Source organism: Acetobacter sp. DsW_059, assembly GCF_002153695.1.
Classification (GTDB): domain Bacteria; phylum Pseudomonadota; class Alphaproteobacteria; order Acetobacterales; family Acetobacteraceae; genus Acetobacter; species Acetobacter thailandicus.
The window spans coordinates 30,053-43,595 of record NZ_JOPI01000016.1 but is presented as its reverse complement, the minus strand read 5'-3'; the positions used below and the strand labels follow the sequence as shown (position 1 = coordinate 43,595).

Below are 13,543 nucleotides of genomic sequence, written 5' to 3'. Positions count from 1 at the left end.
CAGAATCAGGCAGTCAGGATTCCAATGAAATTTCGTTTTTTTTGTGCATCTCTGATCGGTGCAGGCACACTTGCCTTTTCTTCCAGCGCATTCGCCTGGGGGCCGTATGGGCATGCGATCGTAGCGGATATCGCGCAGGAGCATCTGACACCTCAAGCTGAAAAGACCGTAACTGCGCTACTCGCTCTTGAAGATCATCAGACACTCGATCAGGTTGCCTCCTGGCCCGACACGATTGGCCATATTCCGGAGAACAAAGGAGGAGCACCCAAAACGCTGAAATGGCATTATGTCGATATAGACGTGTCCCACTCAGTCTATGATCAGGTCCGTGACTGCCCGGACCATGCCTGCGTCGTGGAAAAACTCCCCGAGGAGGTCAGAATCCTTGCCGATACGCATGCGTCACCTCAGGAGCGTCTGGTTGCACTGAAGTGGATAGTTCACCTTGCGGGGGATATCCATCAGCCGCTGCATGCTGCTGAGCGCAATAAGGACATGGGTGGCAATGCAATTCACCTTACTTATTTCGGAAACAATGCCAATGGTCACATGAACCTCCACTCTCTGTGGGATGAGGGGGTGATAGATCATCAGGCGAACCTGCATGTTGGCCCATTCTATAGCATTGACCCCGTTCGCGCGAAGCAGGAGGCGGATCGTCTTGGCGCTCAGATCACACCTGATGAGACGAAATACTGGGTGCAGGATCTGGATAGCGGAGATATTCATGATGCCAGCGTTAGCTGGGCTAACGAGAGTCATTCCCTGGCCCGTACTGTGGCTTATGCTGCGCTGCCTGCCAGTAAGGGAGCTGATGTTGGCAAGACCTATACCGAATTGACATGGCCGATTATGGAGCTTCGCCTGCAACAGGCCGGAGTTCGACTGGCCGCTATTTTAAATAAAGCGCTGTCGCATTAAGTCAGTAGTAATACCGCGTCTGATAGCGCGGTATTACAACCATGAATCGTGCCAGACTCTATCGGGTTATCAGCATAGTTATGTGGCTTCGTCGCACTGTCTGTCATAGTCTGCAGTCACGTTGAAAGTTCCTCCTTGTATTTCAAAAAACTCCTGAGCCTGAAGAAGTCGCTGAGATGGCAATTATTAGCCATCGTACGCACGGAATAATCAGAGAGCACTGTTCCTCACTGATAGCAGGCGGGCGTTACATAAAACTTAAAGGCAGAAAGGCGTAACGCTGTCTAAATTTATGCATATGGTAAGAAAAATATAATTGTTCTGACTTTTCCAGATATTACAAAAAACCTATCTGATGTTATGCCTTTCATCTGTATTTTAACAAAACATTTTTTGTTCAGAAAAATCATTAACTATATAGAGGCATAGTTTAAGGATTTACTAAACTTAACAGAAGCTTTGCTTGCAAAACAAAATAAAAGAGCCTCTTGAAAAAAATAACGAGAAGTTTCAGGCTGTCTGAATGCATTTTATGACGGAATAAAAAATTTATGCCTCACCATGTTACAGCTGCGCCTGCATTTTCCTCTCGTTCATCATTGCGTAAAGCGATTATTCAGTCTTTTCGTAAGCCCGAAGCTGAGTGTGTCAAAATCCTGACACCCGCGGCAACCCTTAATGATGCAGAACAAAAAACCGCAGCTGAGCTGGCGACCCGCCTTACAACGGCGCTCAGGGCAGAGCGTCGCCCGGGGCTGGTTGAAATGCTTGTGCAGGAGTTCTCCCTGTCCTCTTCTGAGGGAATTGCCCTCATGTGTATGGCTGAGGCTCTGTTGCGCATTCCCGATACCGCTACGCGTGATGCCCTGATTGAAGATAAAATAGGTAATGGTGACTGGCTGGCGCATATTTCGCGTGACCGCCCGCTATTTACCAATGCAGCAGCCTGGGGGCTGGCTGTTACGGGTGAGCTGGTTGGTAAGCGTGATGAGAAAAATCTGAAAAATACGTTGCTTGACCTGGTGTCGCGCAGCAGCAAGCCTCTTATTCGTCGCGCTGTCGATACCGCTATGCGCCTTATGGGTGAGCAGTTTGTGCTGGGCGAGACCATTGAGCAGGCACGTGAAAACAGCACAGAGCTTGAAGAAAATGGCTTTGCTTATTCTTATGATATGCTTGGTGAGGCAGCCTTTACGGCAAAAGATGCAGAGCACTATCGCAGGGATTATATTAATGCCATTCACACCATAGGTCGCAGCGCAAAAGGCAGCGGTGTGTATGAGCGGCCAGGTATTTCTATTAAGCTTTCTGCTTTGCATCCGCGTTATGTTCGCGCGCAATATGAGCGTGTTATGGCTGAGCTTTTTCCGGTTGTGAAAGAGCTTGTGCTGCTTGCCCGCGGCTATGATATTGGCGTGAGCATTGATGCAGAAGAGAGTGAGCGGCTTGACCTTTCACTCGATCTGCTTGAGGCGCTATGTCATGTGCCAGAGCTTAAAGGCTGGCATGGTATCGGGTTTGTCGTGCAGGCTTATGGCAAGCGCTGTCCGTTTGTGCTTGACTTTATGATTGACCTTGCACGGCGGTCAGAACACAGGCTGATGATCAGGCTTGTTAAAGGTGCTTACTGGGACAGTGAAATTAAAAAAGCACAGATCGATGGTCAGTCTGATTTTCCTGTTTACACGCGTAAGTGCCATACAGATATCAGCTATCTCGCCTGTGCGCGTAAGTTGCTTGATGCGCGAGATGCTGTTTTTCCGCAATTTGCCACACATAATGCCCGTACTGTTGGTAGCCTTTATGCGCTGGCAGGTAAAAAATTTGAAGCCGGATCATACGAGTTTCAGTGTTTGCACGGTATGGGAGAGCCTCTTTATAAGCAGATTACCGGCTCAGCTGAGCTCAGGCGTCCGGTACGTATTTATGCGCCGGTTGGTACGCATGAGACATTGCTGGCTTACCTGGTACGGCGTTTGCTTGAAAACGGTGCAAATTCATCATTCGTCAATCAGGTGGGGGATGACACACTTTCTGTCGCCACTTTGATTGAAGACCCGATTGTTACGGCACAGCGCTTTGAGCCTTACGGCGCACCACACCCGGAGATTTCCAAACCGGCAGATCTGTTTGCGCCTCAGCGTCGTAACTCGTCAGGGCTTGATCTGGCAGATGACCGGGTCTTATCTGGTCTGGCTGCGGGTTTGAAAGGGGCGCCAAAAACCTGGAAAGCGGCTCCTGTTGTGTTCAGGCAGCGTGTCAGAAGTAAAGAGCGCCCTGTCATTAATCCTGCCTGCCACAGTGATAAAGTCGGTGTCGTTGCGTCAGCTACGCCAGCTATGGTGACAAAAGCAGTTGATGCAGCACAGGCAGCACAGGCTGAGTGGGCTGCAACGGCGTCGTCATACCGGGCGGATATTTTTGATAAGGCCGCAGATCAGCTTGAGGCACAGCGATATGAGCTGCTTTCTCTGCTTTCGCGTGAGGCAGGAAAGTCTCTTCCCAATGGCGTGGCTGAAGTGCGTGAGGCTGTTGATTTTCTGCGCTATTACGGTGCGACTATTCGCCGCGAGTTTGACAATACGACACATAAGCCACTTGGTGTGGTGGTTTGTATCAGTCCCTGGAATTTCCCGCTGGCCATTTTTATCGGACAGATTGCAGCGGCTCTTGCCGCTGGTAATGTTGTTCTTGCCAAGCCAGCCGAAGAAACTCCTTTGATTGCTGCTGTTGCTGTTAGTATTTTGCATAAAGCCGGTGTGCCTCAGGCCGCCTTGCAACTGCTGACAGGGGAGGGGGATGCAGGCGCAGCACTTGTCGCTGATGAGCGTGTCAGTGGTGTGATGTTTACCGGTTCGACTGCGGTTGCACAGCTGATTAACCGTCAGCTTGAAAAAAGACGAACACATACTGGTCAGCCTGTTCCGTTTGTTGCAGAGACAGGTGGGCAAAATGCCATGATTGTCGATAGTTCAGCTTTGGCTGAACAGGTTGTGGCTGATGTGATTGCTTCAGCTTTTGACAGTGCAGGGCAGCGTTGCTCGGCACTGCGTCTGCTGTGTGTGCAGGAGGAATGTGCCGACCATGTTCTGGGCATGTTACGTGGCGCAATGAATGAACTCCGGCCTGGTAATCCGGCTGATCTGTCAACCGATATTGGCCCCGTGATTACAGCAGAAGCTGCTGAGAATATTACGCGCCATATTGAGGCATTTCGTACCAGGGGAGCATCGGTTTTTTCTGTGCCGGTGCCTGAGCATTGCTCTGAAGGGTATTTCGTACCACCCACCCTGGTAGAAATAAAAGCTGTGAAGGAGATGGGGGGCGAAGTGTTCGGTCCTGTGCTTCATGTGCTGCGTTATAAACAAAATACACTTGATCAGCTTTTAAACGAAATTAACGCCACCGGTTATGGCCTCACTTTTGGCTTACATACGCGTATTGAAGCAACAGTGCAGCACGTGCTGTCGCGTATTCATGCGGGTAATCTTTATGTTAACCGTAACACGATTGGTGCTGTTGTTGGTGTGCAGCCATTTGGTGGGCAGGGCCTGTCAGGTACCGGGCCGAAGGCTGGTGGACCATTGATTTTGCGCCGTCTGCTTGCTCAGTCGCCAGAGATGGTATGGACATTCTCTGGTGAGAAACCTGTGGTGATGCAGGCATGGACAGACTGGCTTATCGCTGAAAAAGAGACAAAACTTGCCGGGCAGGCTCTGGTTCTTGGGCGAGGCGGTGTAGCCGATGGTGAATGCATGCTCCCAGGGCCGGTGGGTGAAAAAAATCTCTACCGTCTGGCACCCAGAGGCGCTGTATTGTGTATTCCTGCCACGAAAGAAGGACTGTACAACCAGCTCTCTCTGGCGTTTTCAGGAGGGAATACGGTTTTGCTTCTGGCTGATGCCTCAATTGAGGGCTGGATCGCAACTCTTCCTTTGCTTGTTCAGAATGCAGTTACGTTTGTTGCCAGCGCTACAGAAAAACCCTGCGCTGTGCTGCTGGGTGAGCGTGATGATGATGCGTTTGCCTATGCACGTGCAGCACTGGCTGAAGGGGATGGCCCGGTTGTTCCGGCATGGATTACCGGAGAGGAACTTCCTCATGCGGAGTGCGTTATTGAGGAGCAGTCACGCAGTATTAATATTTCAGCCGCAGGTGGTAATGCCAGCCTCATGACGCTGAGCTAAACGGACCGTTTGTTTTTACGAAAAATACCGGCTTTCATTACTGAGAGCCGGTATTTTTTGCTTATCCGTGTTCAGGCTGTCTTTTTGTCGGATAGTACTGTCTGCTCCTGTGCCGTCCGGCGTGTGATCAGGCATGCCAGGGCATAACAGGCCAGTGACGTGCCCAGGCTTGCGATAGCTGTCATACGTTCATTGTGCCCCCACAGCATAGCAATGAAAACAAGTGTTACAGCGATCAGAGTACCATAATTTATATAAGGAAAGAGCAGCAGAGTATAATTTGCGGTGTCGCCGGTTTTTTCTGTTCTGCCTCGTGTGCGGATATAGGCTGCGACGATCATAGAGTAGACAACCAGGATGACACCCCCGCTACAGCTAAGCAGAAACGCGAAGATCGTGTCAGGTGCAAGGATGGATGAGAATGCGACCAGAGTGCCGGCAATACTGCTGATAACAACGGCGAGGCGGGGTGTTTCGGTCTTGCCGGTGCGCGCCAGTCGTGCAGGTGCATCACCACTGGCGGCCAGTTCGGTCAGAATGCGGGATGTGACGTACATGCTGGAATTCATGCAGGAGAGAATGGCACTCAGTACGATGACACGCATTATCACGCCGGCACCGGGTATGCCCATGACATCCATTGCGGTGACAAAGGGCGATTTACCTGGTTCGATATTCTGCCATGGCACGACCAGTAAAACCATAGCGACTGAAGCGAGGTAAAAGAGTGTGACCCTCGCCCCGATGCTGCGCGTTACCCGCGCAACATTCTGGCCGGGTTCGTGCGATTCTGCAGCGGCCACTGTTGCAATTTCTGACCCCATCATAGTGAACAGAATGGTTGGCACGATGGCGAGTACACTGGCAGGTCCAAAGGGAAAAAAGCCACCATGCCCCAGAAAATTGCTGGCAGCCGGCACCCCCGGGCCAAAGACATGCCCGACAAACAGAGCGGCAATGCCAATGAAAAGAAGAATGCTCATTACCTTAATGAGAGAAAGCCAGAATTCACATTCGCCAAAAACACGCGGGGCTGCAAAATTAATAAGTTTCAGGATGATAATCAGGCCGATAGCCAGCACCCATATGGGAAGCTGAAGCCAGTCCTGCACGATCAGGGCGCCGGCAATGGCCTCACTTCCCAGTACAACAATCCAGAAAAACCAGTAAAGCCAGCCAGCTGTAAAACCAAGGCGTGGGCCGAAAGAAGCGCGGATATACGCAACAAAAGAGCCTTTGCCCGGGTGAGCCGCAACCATTTCGCCGAGCATACGCATAATCAGAACGACAAGGATACCTACCGCCAGAAAAGTTACAAGAACAGCAGGGCCAGTTACAGAAATAGCGGCACTACTACCAACAAAAAGACCTGCACCAATGACACCCCCCAGGGCGATCATTGCAATATGGCGGCTTTGTAGCCCATCAGTATTGGTAGTTACTGCATTTTTATTGTTGTCAGGCATGATATGCAGGGGTCCCTCACTCTGATATCGTAATGAATGGTTGCACATTCCAAAAGCGTTATGCAATTAAAATATTACACTCATGTAATGTGTGGAGAAAACAGTTTTTCGTGAGCCTGAGATGTGTTCTGAAGCTGCTGTTAAAATAATCTCTCTGGCATTGTAATTGTGGAAGTGAATATAATCAATATCACGAAATTTTTTCCAATAATATCAGAAGATTTTTTGTATAAATTAAAATAATTATTTTATTATGATTTTTGGTGTATTTTTATTTTTTTTCAATAATGGGGTTTTAATTTTGAATTAAATAGTTATTTCATTAAAATAATTAAAATTTTTCTTTTTTATAGATATTCCTGATTTTTTAATCTGGCTGTACTGGCTGTGAGATAGCTCTCCTGCGTTGCAGATCACTTGATTTTTTTTTGTTTTACAGGAAGTTTGGGCATGATTTTTGGGGGAAGGAAAAACTCAAATGAAGCTGTCTTCTGTCTGTAAGTTATCAGCGTTGTCACTTGTTGTTGCAATGACCTGTTCTTCTGTTTCTGCTTATGCTGATCAGGCGCCGGGTGATGTTGGTACGCCTGCGCTGAGTGATGTCGATTTGTCAGGCTTTGTTGCCAGCGCTGACCCTGTTGAGGTTGCTGGCTTGCTTAACTACTGCACTGAAACCAACTATGTTTCTTACGACGATGGTTTTCAGGTGCTTCAGTCTTATAACAAAAAGACAAATGCTGTGCCTGAGGGGCAGGAGGGCAACATGAACTATGCCCGTGGTACAGCCGGTCAGATGCTGGTTAACGGCAAAACTTATTCGTTGCCGATGTCTGTAGTTCCTGTTCGTGAAAAAGCCTGTAAAGCTGTGCTGGCACGTGCGAAAGCTGCGCTGTAAGAATAGTCTGAAGAAGGCTGGTCATACTGGTCAGCCTTCTCTGGAATTGAATATCGTATAGAAAAATAAAAATTCCGGGTTTATTGCGGTGAAAGAAAACAGAAAATATCAGCTTTTTTCTGGTTTTTCTGCAGGCTGATATGGCCGGTCTGAGAAGAGATTTTCGGCGCTTAGAGAATGCATTAAAGCAAAGCGCGGTGTACCGTTAATTGATTCGTTCCACATTTTTAAGGGACGAACCCAGTAAGTGCCGTGTTCCTCACTGCGGTAAGTAACAAGCCATTCTTCGGTTTCGCTATGACGCCCCACGCAGATCAGTGTATAAAGACCACCTTTATAGTGCCTGTATAAGCCGGGGCATGGATGTTCCGGGGGCGTGGTTTCGGACATCTTGTGAGGGTAAGTTTTCATGGCCAGAATGTGTTCCATAACAGGTCAGAAGAGTGCAGTGTTGAAAAAACAAGTCATTATGTGTGCTGTCATCACTGGTCTTTTATCAGCTGGCGGACCCTCCTTCGCCAGGCAGGCCAGGTACAGTAACAATGTCTCATCTCTGGCAGGGCATCAGGTTGTGCTGACACGTCAGCCAGGGGGCGAGCTTGATACCATAGCACGTAAGTTAAATGCCGATGATCTGGCAACAGCCGCCCGTCATAAAGAAATACCTCTGGTGCTTGTAGGTTCAGCAGCTCTTTCTCCTGACGGGCGGGATGCGGCCTTATTTGTTCAGGTGCAGTCTGCAAGTCTGTGTGGCTCTGCCGGATGTTCAACGGATGTTTATCTTAAAAAAGGTGACGACTGGGTTAAAATTCTGGATTCTGTCAGTGGTCCGGTGACGGTCCTTCCGCGCAGGCATGATGGTATGTATGATATAGTCGTTGATGGTACAGACCGCTGGGTCTGGAGAAATGGCGCCTATCATGACACGCTGACTTTAACTGATGGTCCGTCAGTAACGAAGCCTGCCCCCAAAAAACCACATGAAGTTCATACAGGTTTGCGTGGCTAATAATACGGCAGTCTGAAATGATAGCTGAAAACGAGTTGTAATTTATGTCTTCTTCTGCTCCCGGTAGCGTTCGTCTCACTCTTATCAAAACATTGCTCACAGTTGGTCTGACGGTGGTGCTGGTTATGGGGATGCGGTTTTTTCTCACCGCATTGCCGCGTGTAGATGCTGCCACTGGTGGGCATGCTGGTGCAGATATTCTGAGGATTCTGACGGGAGATGGTAGTCTCACACGTCAGAAGATAGTAACGGGTTGTTTGCTTCTGGTGTGCTTTCTGCTTGCTTTGTTTTTGCTGTGGGTGGGGCAAATTATTCTGAAAAGAATTAAAACATAAAAATCTGTTTTTATGGATGAGGCCCGGAGTTCTCGCTTCTGCTCTTACAGAAAGCCCATGAGTAAGCGAGAATACACCATGAGATGATCAGAAGGCTGCCGCCGGTGGGGGCGATATGAAAAGCACGATGACCACTAAAGGCCGTATAACAGACGCCAGATACAAACATGAGCGTGCCTGTCAGTAAACCGAAGCCTGCAATAAGGGTAAGGCGAGGCGCGTGTCGTGGAAGTCTGAGGCCGATAGAAATAAGTGCAAGGGCATGCCACATTTGCACATCTGTTGCGTTATGCAGCATAGCCCGCCCGCCCTGTGCCAGTTGTTCATCCGGCAGATGCGCTGCCAGAGCGCTCATTATGACAGCAGAGGCGGCAAGCAGAGCGCCACAAACACACCATATACGTGTAATAACTGAAAAAGCAGGCATAAAAGCTTCCCTTAATATTCGGTTTAAAAGGATAAGGTTATGAGCATTCGCATAGATCGTGTTGTGACACGAGGGGGAGATAGCGGACAAACCTCACTGGGTGACGGAAGCCGTGTATCTAAACATACAGCCAGGGTAGGAGTAATTGGTAGCCTGGATGAGCTGAATGCTGCGGTGGGTTTGTTAAGGGCACATGTTCCCGATGAGTCTCCTGTCAGTCAAACTTTGATGCAGATACAGCATTTGTTGTTTGATATGGGCGCTGATATCTGCTGTCCTGAGGCAGCAAAAAAAGCAGAGCGGGCGGCACGTATTACAGAAGAGCTTCTACTGTGGGTTGAGCAGGAAACGTTTGCGTTGCAGGAGAGACTGGCGCCGTTGACCAGCTTTGTATTGCCCGGTGGCAGTATTGCAGCGGCGTGGGCTCATATGGTGCGAACTCAGGTGCGTCGTACAGAACGGGATTTCGTTACTTTAATGCAGGAAGAAGAGGTGAATAAAAAGATATTAAAAATACTTAACAGATTATCGGATTATTTTTTCGTTCTCGCCAGACATTTTAATGATGATGGTAAAAAAGATATTTTGTGGAAAATTAAATAGTATTTTTTATTAACTTTAATTTAAAAAAAACTATAAATTTATATATTTTTTTAATTTTTTTTGTATTTATTGAGTGTTTTTTATTCTTATTTAAATAAAAAATGGCTATTTATTTAAAGTTAATTATATTTTTTTAAAATAAAATTCATATTATATATTATTTTTGATTGTTTTTGAGGGATGTTTTGTGAGTAGTGAAAGTATTTTTGATTGGAAAAAAAATCTGAGTATGTTATCTGTCAGTTAAAGAAATTATTTTCTCTTATATGTTAAGAAAAAGAGATTAATTTCTACAGTATTTTAATCATTTAACGGCGTGCCATAAACATGGCGTATGTAATGCATCAGAAGGAAGTGAAGAGTTATTTCTCTGATTTCTGAAAAGAGAAGATTTTAGAATTTCTTCTGATGTATCAAGAAAGTAAAAAGTATAATAATGGTAAGTATTATAAAAGCAGCGGCATCATCTTCATTTTTTTCAAAGCCTGAGAAAAGCCAGGAAGAGGCAAGCGAGGAAGAATCACTTCGTAGTGCCCTTGAGCGCATGGGTTCTTCTCATCAGAGCCGTGCACAGGCTGTTCAGCGCGCGCAGGGTGACGGCAATCAGCTCAGACGTCGTCGTTTTGTAAAAGACGGTGATGTGCAGGTTGAAAAGCACTCTCTGGCCGGTATTAAGCCAAGAGCACTCGCTTCAGTGCAGGCAAGTGGTACAGCGCGTACAGTTCATTTCTCATCAGGTAGTACAGGCGACAGCGAGCTGGTGCATTTGCGGCGTTTGCTGGCGACCGAGAAAAAGCGCGCAGAAGAAGCCTCACGTTTGATCGAGGATATGCAGCATACAAATAAAGCGCTGACTACACGTCAGGTTCATGCTGACCTTGAGGTGACAGAGCTGAAAGTGAAGCTTGAAGAAGCTGAAACTAAAGTTGTAGCTCAGACCCGCATTATCAGAGGTCTTCAGTGGGACCTTGAGCGTTGCGAGGAAGAAATGCATGGCCTGCGCAAACGTCTCGACGCGAAGCCACGTGGTCGCCCTCGTAAAGAGGTATCTGCTGCTCCGGTTGTGGAAACAGACTTTGAGAGTGAAAGCAATGCTGATGTCACAGATAGTGAGCCACAGCCTGTAAAATGGTGGAAAGACTAAAATTCTGTGTACAGATAAAGGGAGCAGATGAAATTATTTTCGTCTAAGTCACTGCTCGTTGTTATATTTGTAAATATAGCATGCGGTGTCGTATTTTTGTCTGTGCCGATTTTTATTGAAGGTTTTCTTTCTCTTTTTAAAAATGTTTTTGATATTTTAATTTTGCCGTTTTCATTTTTATTTAAAATTATGGGCTGGTCGGCACGAGTTTCTTCTCTCGATCAGCTTTCTCACGGGCTGATAAAGGGAGGCAGATATAATCTGTTTCCCAGATTGTGTTCAGTTATATTTCTTATTTTATCAGGAAGCTGCTCAGCGTTGACGCTTGATAATATCGGTGACAGATTTTCTGTATTTTTACTTTGTCTGGCACCGGCATTTCTGCTGGCATCCTGTTTTTTGTCTGGTATATCCCTGTCCTGTATTATGATCCCTGCGTTTCTGGTGCAGTTGTATTTTCTTGCATTTTGTAAAGCTGAGTATTCTGCTGGCAGAAAATAAAAGCTGGTTATGAGATGCGCCCGGTTTTTTATAGTTCATTATAAATCAGTGTGATCAGAGTGTTGTAATGTAATTTATCAACCAGTTTCTGATCGTTTACAGGTTAGTTTTTATCCCCCAAAATGGTTATAATCCTGTTTGTTAGCATACTCGCGGAGAGGGGCCTGTACCTTCGTTTGGGGTCTGTATTAGAATTAAGTAAGGAATAATTACTTGTTGTTCATGATATTCATTTTACTCATGCGCCTTTTGAACATTTATTGCTGGGTTCTGCTTGCTTCATGTATTTTTATCAATTTGTGTATTTTTGGGGTGCTTGATGCCCGTAAAAGCTTTGTTCAGAAAGCAGGATATTTCCTTGAGGCCGTAACAGAGCCTGTTCTGGCTCCTGTCAGGAGAATTTTGCCCGATCTTGGCGGTGTTGATTTTAGTCCTATGGTTGTACTTCTTCTGATCCGCTATGCCGTGCAACCTGGTCTGATAGAGGTTTTTCGTTATATATTAGCTGGCTAAGCGGATGCAGTAGCCTGCCTCAGATCAGTTCTGAGGCAGGTTTTTATAAAGCTCGAGGGCGTGCGCCCGGGCTGTTTTCAGGTCTACAATCGGGGCGGGATAGCGCTTGCCTGCTGTCACAGCTGTATGCCTGAGCAAATCTCCGCCTGCTTTCCATGGTGTATGTATTAATCTATCAGGCAGAGCGCGCAACTCAGGCACCCACTGACGAATATATTCGCCGGATGGATCAAATTTTTCGGACTGGCCGACCGGGTTGAAAATGCGAAACCAGGGGGAGGCATCAATGCCCGTGCCGGCGCACCATTGCCAGTTCATTGCGTTTTGGGCCGGGTCAGCATCAGCCAGTCTTTCCCGAAACCATTTTTCGCCTTTACGCCAGTCTGTGAGCAGATGTTTTGTCAGAAAAGAGGCTGTTACCATTCTGACCCGGTTATGCATCCACCCGGTTGCATAAAGCTGGCGCATGCCGGCATCAACCAGCGGATAACCTGTGCGGCCCATTTTCCATGCATTAAACAGGGTTTCATCATCGCCCCATGGCATATGATCAAATTCAGAGCGAAGGTTCTTTGTCGCCATATCAGGATAATAGAAATACTGAGTCCAGGCGAAATCGCGCCATCCCAGCTCTGACAAAAATGTCCATCCCTGATCTGCCAGGTGTGGTTTCTGCCGCATAACAGCTTCGGTTGCGTGCCACACCTGCCGGGCTGACAGGAGGCCGGCCCGAAGATAAGGGGAGAGAGACGACGTGCCGTCTTTATCAGGCCGGTCTCTGTCCGTGCTGTAGTGTGTCAGCCCTGTTTCGAGAAATGTTTCCAGCAACTCATGCGCGGTTTCCTCTGAGCAGAGCCATTCTTTTTCTGCATCACATGCGCCTTCCGGCAGGCTGATTTCTGATTCTTTAGAGATGAGATTTTTCAGATCATCTGGCCAGGGGAAGAAGGTAACCTTCTCTGGTGCTGGCAGGATGCGGCCTGGTGCTCCTAGTTTTTGCAGTGCACGCCACCAGGGGGTAAACACTTTATAAGGCTGATCGCTGCCAGTGCGTAAAACCCATGGTTCATGTAACAGGCGCCCAGGCAGCGAATGTACAGTGCATCCGGCGTCCTGCAGGGTGCTTTTGAGGTGCGTATCCTGCTCACGTCCTGACAAATCATAGCGGCGATTCCAGAAGACAGAATCAATATGTAATTTCTCTGCAAGTTCCGGGATAATCTGCGTTGCCGGTCCACTTATTTCAGCCAGATCACCGCCCTTCTGCTGTAGAGTTGCGGCAAATGTCGCACGTGCCTTGCTAAGCCACCATTTGACGACTCCCTGCGTTGTTGTGGCAGCGTCGTGAACATACAGGCAGATAAGCGGTTTTCCGCTATTGATTGCGGCATGAAGGGCCGGGTTGTCAGTAATACGAAAATCGTCCCGAAGCAGGACAAGAGCCGGTTGTGAGGGGGATGATACAATGTTCATAAATACTATTTTGACGAAAGATGACATGCTGACAATACCTGCCAGTGTGGTCACTTTTTATTTATT

12 protein-coding genes are annotated in these 13,543 nt (G+C 47.6%); 8 read left to right on the top strand and 4 right to left on the bottom strand.

Going from position 1 to position 13,543, the window contains the following annotated elements; genetic code table 11:
- Window positions 1–24 precede the first annotated feature (24 nt).
- Complete coding sequence (locus tag HK25_RS04565; RefSeq protein WP_086635461.1) at window positions 25–924, top strand: S1/P1 nuclease; 900 nt, start codon at window positions 25–27, stop codon at window positions 922–924.
- Between the two features lie 551 nt (window positions 925–1,475).
- Entirely contained in the window at window positions 1,476–5,111 is a 3,636-nt protein-coding gene (gene putA, locus HK25_RS04560) for a bifunctional proline dehydrogenase/L-glutamate gamma-semialdehyde dehydrogenase PutA (RefSeq protein ID WP_086635460.1), read from the top strand.
- Window positions 5,112–5,182: 71 nt separating this feature from the next.
- Here the strand turns inward: putA and HK25_RS04555 are convergent, their stop codons facing one another.
- Window positions 5,183–6,577, bottom strand: a complete 1,395-nt coding sequence (locus HK25_RS04555; protein WP_086635459.1) for an amino acid permease — start codon at window positions 6,575–6,577, stop codon at window positions 5,183–5,185.
- 478 nt (window positions 6,578–7,055) lie between these two features.
- On the opposite strand from HK25_RS04555, the gene HK25_RS04550 reads away from it, so the two are divergent.
- Complete coding sequence (locus HK25_RS04550) at window positions 7,056–7,472, top strand: DUF2501 domain-containing protein (RefSeq protein WP_086553676.1); 417 nt, start codon at window positions 7,056–7,058, stop codon at window positions 7,470–7,472.
- 108 nt (window positions 7,473–7,580) lie between these two features.
- Here the strand turns inward: HK25_RS04550 and HK25_RS04545 are convergent, their stop codons facing one another.
- On the bottom strand, window positions 7,581–7,883 hold the full coding sequence (locus tag HK25_RS04545; RefSeq protein ID WP_233127693.1) for a DUF1653 domain-containing protein: 303 nt from the start codon (window positions 7,881–7,883) through the stop codon (window positions 7,581–7,583).
- Between the two features lie 40 nt (window positions 7,884–7,923).
- On the opposite strand from HK25_RS04545, the gene HK25_RS04540 reads away from it, so the two are divergent.
- Together HK25_RS04540 and HK25_RS04535 are read left to right on the top strand one after the other, a co-directional pair.
- Window positions 7,924–8,481 carry a hypothetical protein gene (locus HK25_RS04540; RefSeq protein WP_233127691.1) on the top strand — a complete coding sequence of 186 codons (558 nt, stop codon included), beginning with the start codon at window positions 7,924–7,926 and terminating at the stop codon, window positions 8,479–8,481.
- Window positions 8,482–8,525: 44 nt separating this feature from the next.
- Window positions 8,526–8,816 (top strand): hypothetical protein, encoded by a 291-nt coding sequence (locus tag HK25_RS04535; RefSeq protein WP_086553677.1) that lies wholly within the window; start codon window positions 8,526–8,528, stop codon window positions 8,814–8,816.
- Between the two features lie 10 nt (window positions 8,817–8,826).
- Here HK25_RS04535 and HK25_RS04530 read toward each other — a convergent pair whose 3' ends face one another.
- Window positions 8,827–9,243, bottom strand: a complete 417-nt coding sequence (locus tag HK25_RS04530) for a DUF423 domain-containing protein (RefSeq protein WP_086553678.1) — start codon at window positions 9,241–9,243, stop codon at window positions 8,827–8,829.
- Between the two features lie 39 nt (window positions 9,244–9,282).
- On the opposite strand from HK25_RS04530, the gene HK25_RS04525 reads away from it, so the two are divergent.
- From HK25_RS04525 to HK25_RS04510, 3 genes are all read left to right on the top strand, one after another.
- Entirely contained in the window at window positions 9,283–9,846 is a 564-nt protein-coding gene (locus HK25_RS04525; RefSeq protein WP_086635458.1) for a cob(I)yrinic acid a,c-diamide adenosyltransferase, read from the top strand.
- A gap of 436 nt (window positions 9,847–10,282) precedes the next feature.
- The gene (locus HK25_RS04520) at window positions 10,283–10,990 is read left to right on the top strand and encodes a hypothetical protein (protein ID WP_086635457.1); all 708 of its coding nucleotides are present in this window, start codon (window positions 10,283–10,285) and stop codon (window positions 10,988–10,990) included.
- Between the two features lie 741 nt (window positions 10,991–11,731).
- Window positions 11,732–12,004, top strand: a complete 273-nt coding sequence (locus HK25_RS04510) for a YggT family protein (protein ID WP_233127689.1) — start codon at window positions 11,732–11,734, stop codon at window positions 12,002–12,004.
- Between the two features lie 24 nt (window positions 12,005–12,028).
- Here HK25_RS04510 and HK25_RS04505 read toward each other — a convergent pair whose 3' ends face one another.
- Window positions 12,029–13,504, bottom strand: a complete 1,476-nt coding sequence (locus tag HK25_RS04505; RefSeq protein ID WP_233127687.1) for a deoxyribodipyrimidine photo-lyase — start codon at window positions 13,502–13,504, stop codon at window positions 12,029–12,031.
- Window positions 13,505–13,543 lie beyond the last annotated feature (39 nt).